This window comes from Celerinatantimonas yamalensis (genome assembly GCF_046054155.1).
GTDB lineage: Bacteria > Pseudomonadota > Gammaproteobacteria > Enterobacterales > Celerinatantimonadaceae > Celerinatantimonas > Celerinatantimonas yamalensis.
On record NZ_JBEQCT010000003.1, the window covers coordinates 121,342 to 139,420 of the forward strand.

Sequence of the window (18,079 nt, forward strand, 5' to 3'; positions counted from 1 at the left end):
ATGCAACCTGAAGTTTTTGTGGATGTTTTCCGTCATGCACTGAGTCAGGTGGTGATTTTGGTCTCTGTGGCAATTATACCGAGTTTGATTGTGGGGTTGATTGTTTCGGTGTTTCAGGCCGCAACCTCCATTAATGAACAAACCTTAAGCTTTCTACCTCGATTGATTGTGACACTATTGGTATTGATGGCATTCGGTCATTGGTTTACTCGTATGCTGATGGATCTATTTATTAGCATGGTGAATATGATTCCACAGGTAATTAGCTGATGCAGTTTCCTGCCGATATTGTACTGAACTGGCTAAGCCTATACCTGTGGTCGTTCATGCGTATTGGGGGCTTACTGATGGTTATGATCCCTTTTGGGGGGCGAGCGGTTCCGGCGAGGGTGCGGTTATTACTGGCGTTCGCTATTTCGTTCACGGTAGTGCCGCTGCTTCCTCCAGTGCATGGCATTGAACTATTTTCATTGCGCTCTTTTTTAGTCGTTATTCAACAATTACTGATAGGGTTTGCGATTGGATTTATCACACATTTAGTGATGCAAACATTTGTGCTAGCCGGTCAAGTGATTGCGATGCAGACCAGCTTAGGGTTTGCTTCAATGGTCGATCCGACTAATGGCCAGAATAGTCCAGTGATTGGTCAGTTTTATTTATTGCTGGGGACACTGGTTTTTTTGTCATTGGATGGTCATTTACAGTTAATTCGACTGATTACCATGAGTTTTCAGACGTTACCTATCGGTGAATCGGGTTTATCTAGCCTCGACTTTGAACAAATTGCTGCTTGGTATTCACAGTTATTTTACGCGGCCTTGGCGATGACTATCTCAGCAATTGTATCCATGTTACTGATTAATATTGCCTTTGGTGTAATGACACGCGCAGCCCCACAGCTGAATATTTTTTCCATTGGATTTGCGGTGAGCATGTTATTTGGATTGTTTATTTTATGGTTGACCATCGGGAACTTTTTAACTCACTTTGAACATCAATGGTGGTCGGCTCGCTCCCTTGCCTGCGGACTGTTGAAGATCAATTGTTAGTGCTATCAGCGAGGGCCTCGCATGGCTGAGACAGATCAAGAACGCACCGAAGAACCCACAGCCAAACGGCTTAGTGATGCACGAGCGAAGGGACAGATTGCCCGTTCCAAAGAGCTCGCAACCGCATTGGTACTCATAGGATCTGCTGTAGCGCTAATGTTAGTTGGTAAGCAGTTAGGCATGGCTATTGCGACCATCATGAAAAATGCATTTTCATTGCAACGGGAACAGGTGTTTGATCCACATCTGATGTTTCATAGTATTGGCAGTATGCTGGTGGTGTTAGTCAAACCGATGGCATGGCTGATGGTTATTATTGTGGTTGCTGGGGTGCTTGGCAATACGCTGCTTGGAGGCATCGCCTTTAGTTGGGAAGCGGCCGCTCCAAAATGGAGTCGGATGTCGCCACTGGCTGGAATGAAACGGATGTTTGGCATTCAAGCGTTGGTGGAATTGGTCAAAGGCATTGCTAAAGTGACTGTGATTGGGCTAGTTGTATGGTGGCTGTTTAGTTGGAAGTTCGACGAGATGCTATCACTGTCAATGCAAACACTTCCTCAAGCCATTGCTAGCGCGTTGAGTATGTTGCAATGGTTATTTTTATTGATGACTTTAAGCCTGTTATTAATCGCCGCCATTGATGTGCCATTTCAGCGTTGGAATCATACTAAGCAGCTGAAGATGACGAAACAGGAAGTCAAAGATGAGCATAAAAATTCAGAAGGTAATCCTGAGATTAAGAGCCGTATTCGCCGTCTGCAAATGGAGATGACCAATCGACGAATGATGGCCGATGTCCCGCAAGCCGATGTAGTGATTACCAACCCAACACATTACTCGGTGGCGCTCAAATATGATACTGATAAATCTGGCGCACCGATTGTATTAGCGAAGGGGGTTGATGAAATTGCTTTCAAGATCCGCGAAATTGCCCAGTACTATGATATTCCTGTGTTAGAGTCACCAGCCGTTACGCGTTCGTTATACCATACCACCAAAATTGGCCAACAAATTCCCGATGGACTCTTTATCGCAGTTGCACAAATTCTTGCCTATGTATTTCAATTGGAACAGTTCCGTAAAGGCCGAGCCCGTCGTCCCCACCAACCAAATAATATTGATGTTCCAGATGAACTGAAATACTAATCGTTACTTTTATTGCTGTTTGCCTGCGTTTTACTCAATCGACTTGTTTATTCGGCATGGTTTTTGCGAGCATAAAGTTATCTACCCGTAGTTATGTCGGAAAACCGCCGCCTTATGGAATTGCTTAACTCAATACAACGTTTTCGCTTGCAAGATTTAAAAAAACTGCGCGCTAAAACTTTCCAAGGAATTGGCACCCCTTTACTGGTGCTTTCGGCATTGGCCATGGTGGTGTTGCCTATACCCCCCGTCCTGCTGGATATGCTGTTTTCATTTAATATCGCCTTGTCGATGGTGGTCTTGCTGGTATCCGTGTACACCAAGCGTCCCCTTGATTTTGCTGCTTTTCCAACGGTATTGCTGATAGCGACATTGCTACGCCTTGCTTTAAACGTGGCTTCGACTCGCGTCGTTTTATTGGAAGGGCATAATGGTCCTGGTGCCGCTGGACACGTTATTGAAGCATTTGGATCAGTTGTGATCGGTGGTAACTATGCGGTTGGTTTAGTGGTCTTTATGATTTTGATGATCATCAACTTTGTGGTGGTTACCAAAGGGGCTGGTCGTATCTCAGAGGTAAGCGCTCGTTTTACTTTGGATGCGATGCCCGGTAAACAGATGGCTATTGATGCTGATTTAAATGCAGGTTTAATTGACCAAGAACAAGCCAAAATACGTCGTCAGGACGTGACCTCAGAAGCTGACTTTTACGGTTCAATGGATGGTGCGAGTAAGTTTGTGAAAGGGGATGCAGTAGCCGGGATTTTGATTTTGATGATCAATGTCATCGGTGGTTTTATCATTGGCGTCGCGCAGCATAATCTGTCATTTTCTGAAGCGGCTCAAGTCTATACGTTGTTGACCATCGGGGATGGATTAGTCGCACAAATACCATCGTTGTTATTGTCAATTGCCGCTGCAATCATTGTGACTCGGCAAAATACAGAACAAGATATGGGTGAAGCGGTACAAACACAGATGCTGCAAAACCCACGTGTGTTGGTTATTGCTGCGGCTATTATGTTAATCATGGGTATTGTTCCTGGGATGCCTCACATCGCCTTTTTAAGCTTTGCTCTGTTGTGTGCTGGTGGTGGATATTGGCGCTATGGTGTCATCCGCAAGCAGGTTCAGGATGAGGATAAAGCGACCCGTGATAGTGAAAATAGACCATCAACTGAACCCAAAGAGTTAGGCTGGGATGATGTTCAACCTGTTGATGTGATTGGCTTAGAAGTCGGTTACCGGTTGATCCCTTTGGTGGATAAAAGCCAAGGGGGCGAACTATTGTCACGAATTAAAGGGGTGCGTAAAAAACTTTCGCAAGAGCTGGGCTTTTTAGTTCCTGCGGTGCATATTCGTGACAACCTTGATTTGGGCCCCAATCAGTATCGCATTTCTTTGATGGGAATTACCTTTGGCGAAGCTGAAGTGTTTCATGATAAGGAAATGGCAATCAATCCCGGCCAAGTATTTGGCGATGTAGAGGGAATACCGACCCAAGATCCGGCCTTTGGCTTGGAAGCTAAGTGGATCTCTAATGATCTTAGAGAGCATGCGCAAACGCTGGGTTATACCGTTGTCGATTCAGCGACGGTTGTTGCCACACATCTAAGTCAGCTGTTGACGAATCAATCATCGCAACTATTGGGTCATGAAGAGGTGCAAAATTTACTGGATATGTTAGCTAAATCATATCCTAAATTAGTTGAAGGGTTAATTCCTGACACCTTGACGCTTTCAGTGGTGGTCAAAGTGATGCAAAACTTACTGCAAGAAGGTGTTCCTGTGCGTGATATTCGTACGGTTATTCAGACATTAGTGGAGTATGGATCACGCAGCCAAGATCCCGAAGTACTAACTGCAGCGTGCCGTATCGCGCTTAAACGTATGATCGTTCAAGAATTGATCGGTCCTGAACAAGAGTTACCGGTAATTACCCTGTCTCCAGATTTGGAACAGATATTGCATCAGTCTATGCAGGCAGCTGGCAACGAAGGTGCTGGGATTGAACCAGGACTTGCAGAAAAACTGCAAGGGTCACTATCGGAAGCCGCTCAAAATCAGGAATTAGTCGGTCAGCCAGCTATATTACTGACATCTGGTATTTTAAGAGCTAGCTTGTCACGGTTTGTAAAAAATGCGATCCCTGGGTTGCGGGTACTTTCTTATCAGGAAGTACCTGAAGAGAAACAAATACGGATCGTCAGCTCGGTTGGGCAATAGGCGGGAGAATTAGTCAGTGAAAATGAAGCGATTTTTTGCCAAAGATATGCGCAGCGCGCTGCTTGAAGTTAAAGAGGCATTGGGCAGTGACGCGGTGATCATGTCAAATAAAAAGGTAACTGGAGGCATTGAAATCGTTGCAGCGGTTGATTATGGAACCGATAACGAATCACTTGCTAATGCTCGCGAACTAGCTGAAGATAGTGTCAATATTTCGTCTGCAGTGTCTAAGAAAGCAGCGCCACAACCTAAGGTTAAAGCTCAGAAAAATGACGTTTTACGGAATTTTGACGATTCAGCCAGTTTAAAAGATAATTTGGCTGATTTTCTCCGTCGTCAACAACGCAATTTGCAAGATGTTGGGGCTAAATCACTACCACCGACTAGCGCTTCATCACAAGGTCATCTAAATAGTACTCGGCCCAAGACAATCGCCGAACAACAGCAGTGGAAAGCTAGTCGAGCTCAAGAAAAAAAATCTGCACCATTGCGTCGTCAGCCGACGAATAACAAAGATGAACAAACACAGGCCATTGATTCGCTTCGCTCTGAAATGGCTGAGATGCGTAAGTTGCTAGAACACCAAGTTTCAGGGTTGATGTTTCAAGAAGTCGAGCGAGAAGAACCCGTTCGCGCCATGATGATTAAGGAATTACAGCGGCTAGGCTTTGCCGATATTTTGGCCGATCAGCTCGCGAGTCTAGTCCCTGAAAGTTGTTCATCGAGTGAAGCGTGGCAGCATGTCCATGAGCTGCTAGCCGCTCAATTAGAAACTGGGGACGATGATGTCCTCCTTGATGGCGGAGCTATTGCGTTATTGGGCCCAACGGGCGTTGGCAAGACCACGACGATTGCTAAACTTGCAGCCCGCTTTGCCAAACGTTATGGGGCAGAACAGGTGGCGATGATTACTACGGATACCTATCGCATTGGCGCACACGAACAGTTATCGACTTATGGTAAGATCATGGGGTGTCCGGTTCGAGTGGCCAAAGATGAGAATGAACTTTCTGAGTTACTCTACCAATTCCGTGAAAAACGATTGGTACTTATTGACACTGCGGGGATGAGCCAGCGTGATCTGCGTTTAAACGAACAACTTGATGCACTGGTTAAAAATAGCCGTGTAAATATTCGTAGTTATTTGGTGATGTCAGCGAATGCACAGCGACGAGTAATCGAGGAAACTGTTCAGCATTTCAGTCGGATCCCATTAGCAGGGGCCATTTTAACTAAGCTGGATGAGAGTTTGTCTTTGGCAGAAGTCTTAAATGTAGCATTAACCAATGCACTGCCTATTAGTTATATCACCAATGGGCAACGAGTACCGGAAGATATTGCGGTTGCCGATCCTTACGAATTAGTCGCGCAGGCGTTAGCGTCGGGACAAGATAATAGTTCCTATTATTGGCCTCTTGATAATCGGCAAGGATAGAGGACTAACAATATGCAAGGTAATAATTTAACTCAGTTTAATCAGGCTAGTGGCTTAAGAATGATGCAAAAGAACAGAAAAGTAAAAGTCATAGCGGTCACGGGTGGTAAAGGAGGCGTTGGTAAAACGAATGTCACCTTGAACCTCGCTGTCGCTATGGCGGCACAAGGTAAGCGTGTTTTAGTTCTCGATGCAGACTTAGGACTGGCTAATGTCGACATCATGTTAGGTCTGCGTGTAACCCGTAATTTATCGCATGTGTTAAGTGGTGAATGTTCGCTCGAGGATATTCTTGTTGAAGGGCCTAATGGAATTTTGATTGCACCTGCGACTTCAGGGACACAGTCGATGGTTGAATTGTCACCGGTTGAACATGCTGGACTGATTCGAGCATTTAGTGAGCTTCGAACCCCAATCGATGTGTTATTAGTTGATACCGCAGCCGGTATTTCTGATATGGTGCTAAGCTTCTCTCGTGCAGCGCAAGATATTTTGATGGTAGTGTGTGATGAACCTACATCGATTACTGATGCTTATGCATTAATAAAAATCCTTTCAACTGAGCATGGATGTTATAAATTTAAGATAGTCGCCAATATGGTGAGGAGTCTTCGAGAAGGGCAAGATCTCTATACTAAATTGACGCGTGTCACTGATCGTTTCTTGGATGCTACGTTAGAATTGGTTGCGTGTATCCCATATGACAATAATGTGCGCCAATCTGTACGTAAACAGAAAGTGATTGTGGAAGGTTTTCCGAAGTCCCCTGCAGCATTGGCCTTTCGTGCTTTGGCGAGTAAAGCTGTGACCTGGCCTATTCCTGAACAGGCTGGAGGACACTTGGAATTTTTCATTGAAAGCCTGCTGAATTCGAAAAGTAGTTAGAGAGGGTGCCGTGAACAAAGCATATGCCTATCGCAGTATGAGTATGGCCGCAGATGATACGGAAACACTGGTTACGCGCCATAGTTTATTAGTCAAGCGAATTGCCTACCATTTGATGGCTCGCCTGCCTGCCAGTGTGATCGCCGAAGATCTCATTCAGTCTGGTATGATAGGTCTTATTGAAGCTGCGCGAAACTTTGATGGTAGTAAAGGGGCGAGCTTTGAGACATATGCTGGCATTCGGATCCGTGGGGCGATGCTTGATGAAATTCGCCGGGGTGATTGGGTTCCTCGTTCAGTCCATAAAAATAGTCGCTTGATTAACGAAGCAATTACTGCTGTTGAGAAAAAATATGGCCGAGATGCCAAAGATAGCGAAGTCGCAGTATACTTAAACGTATCAATTGATGAATATCATGCCATGCTTAGTGATGTCAGCTGTGGCAAAATTATTGGAATGGATGATTTAGGGGTGAGTGAAGATGCCTTAAGCAATGAAGAATCTCGCTCTAAAAACCGTCCCTATGAAGGGTTTGCTAATGAGCGTTTTCAACAAGCTTTAAGCGAATGCATCAGCCATCTCCCTGAGAGAGAGGCTTTGGTATTGTCACTTTACTATGATGAAGAACTCAACCTTAAAGAGATTGGTGAAGTTTTGGGCGTTTCTGAGTCACGCGTGAGTCAAATTCATAGCCAAGCCTTAGCACGACTAAAAGTTCGTATGCAAGATTGGACACAATAGTGAGTTATAAGCTAATAATTATGGGTTAGGTCTACTAAGATAGTGTTGGGTAGGGCATAATTAACCCCATAGTATCAGTTCGTTAGCATCAAATGATGCCTTGTATGTCCTTGTGGGAGGGATACTTTGGATAAAAACATGAAAATTCTCATTGTTGATGATTTTTCAACGATGAGAAGGATTATCAAAAACTTGCTTCGAGACCTCGGGTTTAATAACACGCATGAAGCAGATGATGGGAATACCGCGCTACCTTTACTGAAAGGTGGCGATTTCGAATTTGTCGTCACTGACTGGAATATGCCTGGTATGCAGGGAATTGATCTACTTAGAAATATTCGAGCTGATGAAGGACTTAAGCATTTACCTGTCCTGATGGTAACAGCCGAAGCTAAGCGCGAGCAGATTATGGAAGCCGCTCATGCCGGTGTGAATGGTTATATCGTGAAGCCGTTTACTGCTGCAACTTTAAAAGAGAAACTCGACAAAATATTCGAGCGTCTCCAGTAACAGGGAAGGGTTATTGTGACGACTGAATTACCTCTTATTTCCCTTGATGAGGCTAAGCTGCTAGTTGCTTGCTTAGAGCAAGGAGATACTGCGCACGCTAATGAAATTATCACCAGAACTTGTGCGGCAAATTCAGATTTGCTGTTCAAACGGATTGGGGAGTTAACTCGGGAACTTCATGACTCACTCAACGAGTTTAAATTTAATATCCGAATCAACGAAATTGCCAGCCATGAAATCCCTGATGCTCGTGACCGGCTCAACTATGTCATTGAAATGACTGATAATGCAGCCAATAAAACGATGGATGCAGTTGAAGCTAGCCTCCCACTTGCGGACCATCTGAATGACCAAATTTCAAATGTGATGCCATCTTGGCGCAATTTGATGGAACGTAATCTAAGCTTAGGGGAGTTCAAAAAACTTTGCCATCAGATAGATGCGTTCCTCTATAGCTCTGCAGTTGATGCTGATAAGCTTAGAGAGATGCTAACAGAAATATTAATGGCGCAGGATTTTCAAGATTTGACTGGACAGATGATACGTAAAGTTATTGTTTTGGTACAGGAAGTTGAAGATCGGCTAGTGGAAATGCTAACCCTATTTGGGGATACATTTAAAGATCCTGCTAAACCAAAAAAATCGGGTATTGAAGCAGAAGGTCCGATTCATAATAAGGATGTGCGAGACGATGTGGTTCAATCCCAAGATGATGTGGATGACTTATTGTCTAGCTTAGGATTTTAACGGAGTGGTTCATGAGCTTTGAAGTCGATGAAGAGATTTTGCAGGACTTTCTGATTGAAGCATCGGAAATTCTCGAGCAATTGTCTGAGCAATTGGTTCAATTAGAAAATTCGCCAGATGATCGCGATTTGTTGAATGCAATATTCCGAGGCTTTCACACGGTTAAAGGTGGTGCAGGGTTCTTAGCACTCCATGAATTAGTCGATGCTTGTCATGGGGCTGAGAATGTTTTTGATAATTTGCGAAATGGCGGACGAGCGGTTTCTTCTGAATTAATGGATGTGATCCTGGAAGCGCTTGATGCGATTAACGCAATGTTTGCAGCTGTGCAAGCGCGTGAGCAACCGCAACCCGCTACCCCAGAGTTATTGGAACGTTTGCATAAGCTGAGTGAACCGGCTGGCGCTGAGCCTGAAGTTGACGAAGATGAACCTGTCACGCAGCAAGACGAAGAGTTTGAATCTGAGTCACTTGTTGATGAGCCTGTCGCTCATTCAAACGGGAATATTGATGATATTACCGATGATGAATTTGAACAGCTCTTGAACGAACTACATGGTGGGGCCGAGAATAGTCTGGAGTCGAAGGCGGCAACCGAGCCACCTAAAGTAACTATTCCAGCCAATAATGGTGCCAGTGGTGATGAAATTACTGATGACGAGTTTGAACGTTTGCTTGACGAGCTTCATGGTAATAAAGGATCCTCACAAAGTAAGCCATCAACATCGGCCAACGCTCCGATTGAGCCCAAGACTTCGCCGTCTTCGAGCCAATCAGGTGCAGCAGATGAAATTGGTGATGATGAGTTTGAAAAGTTACTTGATGAGCTTCATGGTGCTGGCAAAGCACCCACGTTGACAGCACCTCCTGCCGCTCCGAGTCCTGCCAAGCCTGCAGCAAAAGCTCCAGTGGCAAAAGCAGCTGCGAGCGTAAAACCCGAAGTTAAACCCGCACCAGCACATGTTGAGCCTGCTGAAGTCAAAGAGCATCAAAAAGCTGCTGTGGCTCAGGGTGAGACAACCGTTCGTGTAGATACCCGCACCCTTGATGAGATCATGAATATGGTCGGTGAGTTGGTATTAGTCCGGAATCGGTTGGTAAGCTTAGGGCTTAATAGTAATGATGAGGCAGTCTCTAAAGCAACTGCAAATTTAGATGTTGTCACGGCCGACATACAAGGCGCGGTGATGAAAACACGAATGCAGCCAATTAAAAAAGTGTTCGGTCGATTCCCTCGCGTTGTTCGCGATTTGGCGCGCAGCCTCAAAAAAGACATCAAGTTAGAAATGATCGGTGAAGAAACTGATTTGGATAAAAACTTGGTTGAAGCGTTAGCCGATCCGCTGGTTCATTTGGTTCGAAATTCTGTTGACCATGGTATCGAAATGCCAGATGTGCGTGAAGCTGCGGGTAAGCCTCGCACCGGCGCTATTACCTTATCTGCTTCCCAAGAAGGTGACCATATTCTTTTACAGATCGCAGATGATGGCGCAGGGATGGATCCTGAGAAGTTAAAGTTAATTGCGATTGATCGTGGGGTTATGGATACCGATGCGGCAGCCCGAATGAGCGATAAGGAAGCCTATAATCTGATTTTTGCTCCTGGGTTCTCCACCAAAAAAGTGATTTCTGATATCTCTGGTCGCGGTGTGGGTATGGATGTAGTGAAGACCAGTATCACCAAACTCAACGGTCAAGTTGATATTGATTCTAAACAAGGAGTTGGAACGACTTTACGAATTAAGGTTCCCTTAACCTTGGCTATTTTACCGACGTTGATGGTTTCTGTGGGCAATCAAATTTTTGCGTTCCCATTAACAAGTGTGAATGAGATTTTCCACCTAGATTTAACAAAAACCAATGTGGTTGATGGTCAAGAAACTGTAATTGTACGCAATAAGCCGATTCCCTTGTTTTATCTGCAAAATTGGTTGATCCGTAATCATCCCCAAGGTAGTCGTTCCAAAGATGGCCATGTGGTTGTCGTTCAAGTGAATACGAAGCAGGTCGGCTTTGTCGTTGATAGCCTCATTGGTCAAGAAGAAGTGGTGATCAAAGCGTTAGATCAAATGTTACATGGAACACCAGGCATGGCTGGTGCGACGATTACCAGTGATGGTCGTATTGCTTTGATTTTAGATATTCCAAGTTTATTAAAGCATTATGCTCGGCGAAGTTAATATAAACAGATAAGTGAGATTGAATGTCAGTTAAGGTTTTAGTTGTTGATGATTCGAGTTTTTTCCGGCGACGGGTTAGCGAAATTTTAAATGCTGAACCTTCGCTTGAGGTGATTGGAGCGGCGAAGGATGGCCAAGAGGCCATTGATATGGTCATTCAACTGAAACCGGATGTCGTCACGATGGATGTTGAAATGCCGGTGCTAGATGGTATTTCAGCAGTGCGTGAAATCATGCGACAGTCCCCCACGCCTATTTTAATGTTTTCTTCATTAACTCATGAAGGTGCTAAGGCGACTTTAGATGCGCTAGATGCAGGAGCGCTTGATTTTATCCCTAAGAATTTTGAGGATATTGCGCGCAATCGCGAAGAAGCGATCTCGCTATTGCAACAGCGGGTCAAAGCGATTGCTCGACATCGGTTCTTGATGCGTCGTCCTAGTAGCAGTGCTAGTTCGCCTTTTTCGAGTCGGATCTCGACAGCGCCTTCTACTCATACACATCGTACTGAATCAACGGTGCATCGTCCGCCTTCTCGTGAACCTGTCGTTGCTGAGCGTAGCATAACACCTGTTGTGGTAAAACGTTCAGGTAAAGCCTATCGGATTGTTGCAATTGGAACCTCAACAGGTGGACCCGTTGCGCTGCAAAAAATATTAACCGCACTACCGGAAAATTTCCCTCACCCGATATTATTGGTGCAGCACATGCCCTCTACGTTCACAGCAGCCTTCGCTGCCCGACTTAACTCACTTTGTCAGATTAGTGTAAAAGAAGCTGCTGATGGTGATGTTCTTAAACCCGGGTGTGCCTATCTAGCGCCAGGTGGCAAGCAGATGTTGGTCGATAGTCATGGTGGTGGGCGAATCAAAATCGTTGAATCTGATGATCCTAAGATCAACTACAAACCTTGTGTCGACATTACCTTTGCATCTGTTGCTAAGGCTTACCATGATAAGGTCTTGGCTATTGTGTTGACAGGGATGGGAGCGGATGGCCGCGATGGTGCCCGAATGCTCAGTGCACAAGGCGCGACTATATGGGCTCAAGATGAACAAAGCTGTGTTGTGTACGGCATGCCCCAGGCTATTGCTAAAGCAGGACTCGCTAAAATTCAGCTGCCTATTGAGCGATTCGCCCAAGCGATTGTCACGGAAGCTGGTAATGGATAAGCTGGCTATATCAGGCCTGCTAATTACATTTGGTTCTCTGATTATTGGGCAGTGGTTAGGTGGAGGGAGTTTAACTTTATTACTCAATGCCCATGCTCTGTTGATTGTCCTAGGGGGAACACTTGGCGCTGTGATGTTGCAGACCCCATGGCCGATTTTTAGGGGAGCGTTTCAGCATCTGCATTGGGTCTTTGTCCCTCCGCGTTATGATTATCGGTTGCTTGCTCAAAAGCTTTATCAGCTGGGAAATTTGGTTCGTAAAGAAGGTTTTTTGAGTTTAGAAGCACAAAGTAGTGATGAAGAAGACCGCTTATGTCGTCAAGGGTTGACGTTATTAATTGACGGCATTGAGCCGCAGATTCTGCGAGAAGTACTAGAACAACAAATGGATATGGAACAGGAGCAGTTAGAACGTTATGCCAGTATCTACGAGTCTATGGGCGGCTACAGCCCGACAATTGGGATTTTGGGTGCAGTACTTGGCTTGATACAAGCAATGTCTTTTTTGGCAACCCCTGATCAATTGGGCAATGGCATTGCGGTAGCATTTGTAGCGACCATCTATGGGGTGGGATTTGCGAACCTTATTTTTTTACCAATAGCCAATCGGTTACGGCAGTTGTTCTATCAATATTCAATATATCAGGAGATGATTATTGTCGGTTTGGCATCCATTGCAATCGGCGAAAGTAGTCTGACTCTTGCACGACGTCTGAATATTTTCATCCCGGAGAGTTAGTCATGCGTCGAAGACGTCGAATACGTGTCGAAAATCATAATGATACTCACCGTTGGTTGGTTTCATATGCCGATTACATGACGCTAATGTTTGCATTCTTTGTGCTGTTGTACGCTATGGCGGTGGCTAATAAATCGCACTATCCCATTTTTATAGACCGATTAAATCAGGCGGTTGAGCACCTTACCCAAAAATCACAACATATAAAAGACGATGCATTGTTGCAATACCCACGATCGAGTTTGATATCGAGTGGTTTAGGTCCAAATGCCATTGGTAAGTTGCCGCATGCTGATGGTGCGATTGTGGCACCGATGCTTCAATCACCGCCTGAGCGGGATGCTTCTGAATTGAGTGATGTTGCCAAGCGCACGTCAGGGCAGTCATTAGTTCAGATCAAAACACAACTAGATGAAGCATTACAAAGCCTTGAGCATCACAATATGGTTGAGATCGATCTGAATGACCAATGGCTAACGATTACACTGAATAATCAAATGCTGTTTGCTAGCGGCAGCGCAACATTGTTAGACCCTGCTAAACAGGTTTTAACTCGCCTTAGTCGCATATTAGACAAGTTTAATAACTACATTCGAGTTCGAGGTTATACTGATGATGAGATGGTTCGAAGTGAGCTGTTTCGTTCAAACTGGGAGTTGTCAGCGATCCGAGCGACTAATGTATTGCATCAATTGGTTGCTTTAGGTGTGGCACCGCAGCGGTTGGCTGTTGAAGGGTTTGGTCAATACTCGCCAAAGGTGGCTAATAATAATTCAGCGAATCGTCGTGAAAATCGCCGAGTTGTGATTGCATTGTCACGCTTTGCATGGCAACCGCCAGCGGCGGTGGGTTCAACTGACAAAGAGTCTCAACCAATTAAAAATACTCAAGAAAATCATCCTAAGGGCGATAGCAAGAATATATTAACGGTGCCTTTGCCTGGCGGCGGGGTACGTTTTACCACAAGGCAGGATAACCAGTGATTGTTTGGACTGTTGCAAATCAAAAAGGTGGCGTAGGGAAAACGACGACAGTCGTTACGCTTGCTGGTCTTTTAGCACAAAGTGGCAAACGAGTACTGCTGATTGATACTGATCCGCATGCGTCATTGACTAGCTATTTGGACTATGATTCTGATACTCAAGCTCTTAGCTTGTATGAACTATTTCGTAGCCGTGAGGGACGTAGCCGTGAGCAGGTAAAACAAGCGATTATTCATACTCAATTTGAACACTTAGATCTGATTAGCGCCAGTATGGCGTTAGCAACATTGGATAAAACCTTAGGGCAAAGTGAGGGAATGGGGTTGATCTTGCGGCGTATCCTTAACCAAGTTGAAGAGTTTTATGATTATGCATTGATCGATTGTCCCCCCGTACTTGGAGTGATGATGGTCAATGCATTAGCTGCTAGCGATCGAGTGTTAGTGCCAGTGCAAACTGAATTTTTAGCGTTAAAAGGCTTGGAGCGCATGATTCGTACATTCGATTTGATGCAACGCTCTTGTCCAAATCCCATCCAATATACCATAGTACCGACTATGTATGATAAACGGACTCGTGCATCATTGTCAGCTTTAAAAGAATTACAAGAAAATTACCCTAACCACGTGTGGAATTCTGTGATTCCTATTGATACAAAGTTTAGAGATGCAAGTGTTCGACGGATGCCACCTTCGTACTATATGAAAAAATGTCGTGGCGTATTTGCCTATGAAACATTACTTCGCTATCTAGTTCGATTAGCGAAGGGGGCTGTATGAGTCAATGGATAGAAAAAGCGCTTAATGACTATTTTTCATCGTTGTTAATTGATATACCGGAAGACGGTAATGATACGTTAATAATTAAAGAAAATGAATCGCCCGCCTTATCGCTGCAATCCCTGGCAAAAGCGCAAGCACCTGTCCCGCTACAATTTTCAGCTTCTAAAGTGTTGCCCGATTTATCGCGTCGGGCCAAGCCAATTGCTAAGCTGCTTGAACAGGCTAAGATTGAACATAAACCTTTCGCAGAGCCAGACTTATCCGATGTATTGCCGATATTGCCCCAGGTCATTACGCCACCACTAGAGGTATTTAGTGAGCCGGACGTTGTCGAAACGCCAATTGCATCAGAACCTGAACTCGTTGATGCGCCAGAAGAACAGGTCGATGAACTAAGTAGTACTGAAATTGAAACGGCCTCAGAGGCTGAATTGCAGGTTGAACCTGAGCATGATGAACCACAATGGCGTAATATTGAGGTAGCCGCATCGTTTCAAGCTCTTTTTTTTGAGGTGGCTGGGATCACTTATGCTGTGCCCCTAAGCGAACTCGGTGGTATTCATCAAATCACGGAGATTAATTCATTATTTGGTAAACCAAAGTGGTTTGCAGGGATGATGATGCAGCGTGAAAATAAATTTAATGCCGTCGATATGGCCAAATGGGTGATGCCAGATAAGGCTATCGAGGTAAACTATCGATACTTGGTCATTCTTGAAGATAGTGTATGGGGATTGTGCTGCGAGCGTTTAATAGGGACTGAATGGCTCAGTGAAGAGGATGTTAAATGGCGGCAGTCTCCAGGTAAACGGCCTTGGTTGGCAGGGATGATCAAAAAACGCATGTGTGCGTTGTTACATGTTGATGAATTACTCGAATTATTAAATCGAGGCGTTGATGTTGATGGTCGTTAATAAAATTATTTAAACGGATCACTGGGAATATTATCGAATTCGTTTTATAACTTATTTAATGGCATTATTTTGTATCTTAAGGCGTAGAGAAAAGGATTGAACCGATGAGCGAACAAAGAAACGTCGCTGAAACCATTGCGGGTGATGAAGTCTTACAGTGGGTTACATTTCAATTGGAAAATGAAACCTACGGTATCAACGTAATGCAAGTGCAGGAGGTACTTCGTTATAATGACATAGCACCTGTTCCTGGTGCTCCAGATTATGTCCTCGGAATTATCAATTTGCGGGGGAATGTCGTTACTGTGATCGATACGCGTTCTCGTTTCGGTTTAGCATCAGCTGAAGTAACCGATAACACGCGGATTGTGATTATTGAGGCAGAAAAGCAAGTGATTGGCATTCTCGTTGATAGCGTGGCCGAGGTGGTTTATCTGCGTGGTAGTGAGATAGATACGGCACCCAATGTCGGTACAGAAGAAAGTGCAAAATTCATCCAAGGTGTCAGTAATCGTGATGGACAGTTGTTAATTTTGGTAGATCTCAATAAACTGCTCTCAGATGATGAGTGGGATGAACTGAGTTCACTGTAACTGAATGAATTGGATTGAATGGATTGCACCAGCAGTAGCCATAATCTGCGTAGTTGCACTGTTGGTGTTGATACGCAGACATCGGCGTGGATTTGTCGAGCAGCAGCAAAAGCTAACTAGCTTTGAGTTGTTGATTAAGCAAACTGTTAAAGGGCATAAGCGTATACAAAAGCAGTTGGTAGAAATCCATGCTGCTAACCATGCTATGGTGACACGAATTGCTGAATTAGAACATTTAGTTGAGCAAACGGCGATTCGGCAAAATGAGATTGTGACTCAGGATCCCGATAGTAAGCTCTATTCGCGTGCGGTGAAAATGGTCGAACTGGGTGCGGATATTGATGAAGTGATGCGAGAGTGTGAGTTGCCTCGTGCCGAAGCTGAGTTGCTTTATACTTTGCATGGTAAGCCGATGGCGAGTCACTAAAGTGAACTAATTAGTCATTTTAGATGGTATGCTGATTTATTTTTACACGCAGTTTTCTTTAAGTTATACGTTATCATCGATTCGCTGATGGTGGTTGTCCCAGTGTTCAGGGAATTTTCCTTGTAATAGATAGGAAAAGCTGATTAATTCAGCGATGATAACGTAGAGTACTTCGGGGATTTGTTCATCTAGACTCAACTGTTCAAGTATGGCTAACAGCTGCTGATCTTCATAAATCATGATCCCAGCCTCTTTAGCCGCCGCAATGATTTCATCGGCGAGCTCATTATATCCTTTACTAACCACTTTAGGAGCATCTTTACCGTCATAACGTAGTGCAACAGCGGCTTTGCCTTTGTTCTCTTTCATACTTTGATATCCAATTGCCCTTTGTGCTTAGGTAATAAGGTCGTAGGAATGTGTCCCAATTGGCTATTTAATTGCAGTGGTGGGATCCCCAACTCGGCTAGACGCTGTTGTAGCGCTTGTGTGTGGTGTTGGACTTGGCTCAACCAGTAGTGGTCTGGGCAGTAGAACTGAATTTGTGCGGGTTGCTCAAATTCTAGTCGAATATCCGCTAAAACATGTGTGTTTTCACCAACAGGTAGTAGCATTTTTAAATGCCAACAATCACGCGATGTTTCATTATGATGAGATTCTTTACTGATGCGTGCTTCAACCCGACGTAGTTGTTGATCGATGGGTATGGGCAGATGAATAAATAGAGGCACGTTAAGCTGCTGTTTGCCATCGTGTGAGGCCAGTTGTGCGGCGAGGGTCTGACCATTGAGGTGTTTGAGAAGTTCACCGACTGCTTTGTGTTGAACAGAACCTGGTGCCAACTCTTTGATAAGTGCATCTTGCAGTTTAAACTGCGCTTTGAGCTGCTCGGCGGCTTTAGGGGAGAGCCTAGCGGCTATGAAAGCGCTCAATAGTTGGTTTAAAGGTGTGGCTAGGGGTGTTGGTTGTGTTTGATCAAGCGGTTTAAATTGCAGAAATTGATTTAGTAGCGTTTTAATTTGTGGTGCTGAGAGTTGTTTTTCCCATGTTTTAAACAAATTAAGCAATTGCTGTACGATCCCTGCGCTAAGCGGGGCTTGTTGTGTGTTAGATAGTGTCGTTAGTGAAATGGATTGATCTAAAAACGTGCTGAGTAGTGATATTATTGAGAGTGAGTTGTTTTGGCTCGATGGATTGGCTACATCAGGTAGTGTGCCCGCTTTAGTCATCGGTGGAACCGTTGCAATGGGCGGTGCTGGTGGCGTCACTGCTGGTGTGATTTTCATCCGTTAGCTCCCAAATGATGACAAGTTGCGGCTTTAATACTGTTATCCTCATTGTAGGAAGATTGTTTCAACATCTATGTTAAATAGCAAGCGTGTTGATACGATGTGTTTTGTTTCGAAGGGGTCGCTATAGGTTAGCAAAATCATATATAATGTACCCTTTGTATATATATGATTAGAGCGCGGCATATTGCTTTGACGCTATCTATTTCTCATAACATTAACAGGCAATGAGGGCGCAAGTGGTTATGGCTTAGGCGGCC

Annotated in this window: 19 protein-coding genes; 17 read left to right on the forward strand and 2 right to left on the reverse strand. The window is 44.6% G+C overall.

Annotation, left to right across the window (positions count from 1 at the left end; all coding sequences use genetic code 11):
- The 17 genes from fliQ to ABUE30_RS08595 all read left to right on the forward strand — a co-directional run bounded on the left by fliQ (position 1) and on the right by ABUE30_RS08595 (position 16,530).
- Entirely contained in the window at positions 1–270 is a 270-nt protein-coding gene (gene fliQ, locus ABUE30_RS08515) for a flagellar biosynthesis protein FliQ (protein ID WP_408623324.1), read from the forward strand.
- A complete protein-coding gene (fliR, locus tag ABUE30_RS08520; protein ID WP_408623325.1) occupies positions 270–1,049 on the forward strand; it encodes a flagellar biosynthetic protein FliR in 780 nt (259 codons plus the stop codon). Before fliQ ends, fliR begins: the two co-directional genes overlap by 1 nt.
- Positions 1,050–1,070: 21 nt before the next feature.
- Positions 1,071–2,195, forward strand: coding sequence for a flagellar biosynthesis protein FlhB (gene flhB / locus ABUE30_RS08525; protein WP_408623326.1), 1,125 nt, complete (start codon positions 1,071–1,073; stop codon positions 2,193–2,195).
- Positions 2,196–2,309: 114 nt separating this feature from the next.
- The gene (gene flhA, locus ABUE30_RS08530) at positions 2,310–4,421 is read left to right on the forward strand and encodes a flagellar biosynthesis protein FlhA (RefSeq protein ID WP_408623327.1); all 2,112 of its coding nucleotides are present in this window, start codon (positions 2,310–2,312) and stop codon (positions 4,419–4,421) included.
- Positions 4,422–4,437: 16 nt separating this feature from the next.
- Positions 4,438–5,856: a flagellar biosynthesis protein FlhF gene (gene flhF / locus ABUE30_RS08535; protein ID WP_408623328.1), complete on the forward strand. Its 1,419-nt coding sequence runs from the start codon at positions 4,438–4,440 to the stop codon at positions 5,854–5,856.
- Between the two features lie 12 nt (positions 5,857–5,868).
- Entirely contained in the window at positions 5,869–6,741 is an 873-nt protein-coding gene (locus ABUE30_RS08540; protein ID WP_408623329.1) for a MinD/ParA family ATP-binding protein, read from the forward strand.
- 10 nt (positions 6,742–6,751) lie between these two features.
- Positions 6,752–7,483, forward strand: a complete 732-nt coding sequence (locus ABUE30_RS08545) for an RNA polymerase sigma factor FliA (RefSeq protein WP_408623330.1) — start codon at positions 6,752–6,754, stop codon at positions 7,481–7,483.
- A gap of 126 nt (positions 7,484–7,609) precedes the next feature.
- Complete coding sequence (gene cheY, locus ABUE30_RS08550) at positions 7,610–7,993, forward strand: chemotaxis response regulator CheY (protein WP_408623331.1); 384 nt, start codon at positions 7,610–7,612, stop codon at positions 7,991–7,993.
- A gap of 12 nt (positions 7,994–8,005) precedes the next feature.
- The gene (locus ABUE30_RS08555; RefSeq protein ID WP_408623570.1) at positions 8,006–8,740 is read left to right on the forward strand and encodes a protein phosphatase CheZ; all 735 of its coding nucleotides are present in this window, start codon (positions 8,006–8,008) and stop codon (positions 8,738–8,740) included.
- 11 nt (positions 8,741–8,751) lie between these two features.
- Positions 8,752–10,920, forward strand: coding sequence for a chemotaxis protein CheA (locus ABUE30_RS08560; RefSeq protein WP_408623332.1), 2,169 nt, complete (start codon positions 8,752–8,754; stop codon positions 10,918–10,920).
- Between the two features lie 23 nt (positions 10,921–10,943).
- Positions 10,944–12,092, forward strand: coding sequence for a protein-glutamate methylesterase/protein-glutamine glutaminase (locus ABUE30_RS08565; RefSeq protein ID WP_408623333.1), 1,149 nt, complete (start codon positions 10,944–10,946; stop codon positions 12,090–12,092).
- Positions 12,085–12,831 carry a flagellar motor protein gene (locus ABUE30_RS08570; RefSeq protein WP_408623334.1) on the forward strand — a complete coding sequence of 249 codons (747 nt, stop codon included), beginning with the start codon at positions 12,085–12,087 and terminating at the stop codon, positions 12,829–12,831. The genes ABUE30_RS08565 and ABUE30_RS08570 overlap by 8 nt, the downstream gene beginning before the upstream one ends.
- Positions 12,832–12,833: 2 nt before the next feature.
- A complete protein-coding gene (locus ABUE30_RS08575) occupies positions 12,834–13,814 on the forward strand; it encodes an OmpA family protein (RefSeq protein ID WP_408623335.1) in 981 nt (326 codons plus the stop codon).
- The gene (locus tag ABUE30_RS08580; protein WP_408623336.1) at positions 13,811–14,593 is read left to right on the forward strand and encodes a ParA family protein; all 783 of its coding nucleotides are present in this window, start codon (positions 13,811–13,813) and stop codon (positions 14,591–14,593) included. The genes ABUE30_RS08575 and ABUE30_RS08580 overlap by 4 nt, the downstream gene beginning before the upstream one ends.
- Complete coding sequence (locus ABUE30_RS08585; protein ID WP_408623337.1) at positions 14,590–15,510, forward strand: chemotaxis protein CheW; 921 nt, start codon at positions 14,590–14,592, stop codon at positions 15,508–15,510. The genes ABUE30_RS08580 and ABUE30_RS08585 overlap by 4 nt, the downstream gene beginning before the upstream one ends.
- A 104-nt stretch (positions 15,511–15,614) precedes the next feature.
- Positions 15,615–16,103, forward strand: a complete 489-nt coding sequence (locus ABUE30_RS08590; protein WP_408623338.1) for a chemotaxis protein CheW — start codon at positions 15,615–15,617, stop codon at positions 16,101–16,103.
- Positions 16,104–16,107: 4 nt separating this feature from the next.
- Positions 16,108–16,530, forward strand: a complete 423-nt coding sequence (locus ABUE30_RS08595; RefSeq protein ID WP_408623339.1) for a DUF2802 domain-containing protein — start codon at positions 16,108–16,110, stop codon at positions 16,528–16,530.
- A gap of 63 nt (positions 16,531–16,593) precedes the next feature.
- Here ABUE30_RS08595 and ABUE30_RS08600 read toward each other — a convergent pair whose 3' ends face one another.
- Positions 16,594–16,899 carry an EscU/YscU/HrcU family type III secretion system export apparatus switch protein gene (locus tag ABUE30_RS08600; protein ID WP_408623340.1) on the reverse strand — a complete coding sequence of 102 codons (306 nt, stop codon included), beginning with the start codon at positions 16,897–16,899 and terminating at the stop codon, positions 16,594–16,596.
- Positions 16,896–17,816 carry a hypothetical protein gene (locus tag ABUE30_RS08605; protein ID WP_408623341.1) on the reverse strand — a complete coding sequence of 307 codons (921 nt, stop codon included), beginning with the start codon at positions 17,814–17,816 and terminating at the stop codon, positions 16,896–16,898. The genes ABUE30_RS08600 and ABUE30_RS08605 overlap by 4 nt, the downstream gene beginning before the upstream one ends.
- Positions 17,817–18,079: the final 263 nt, after the last annotated feature.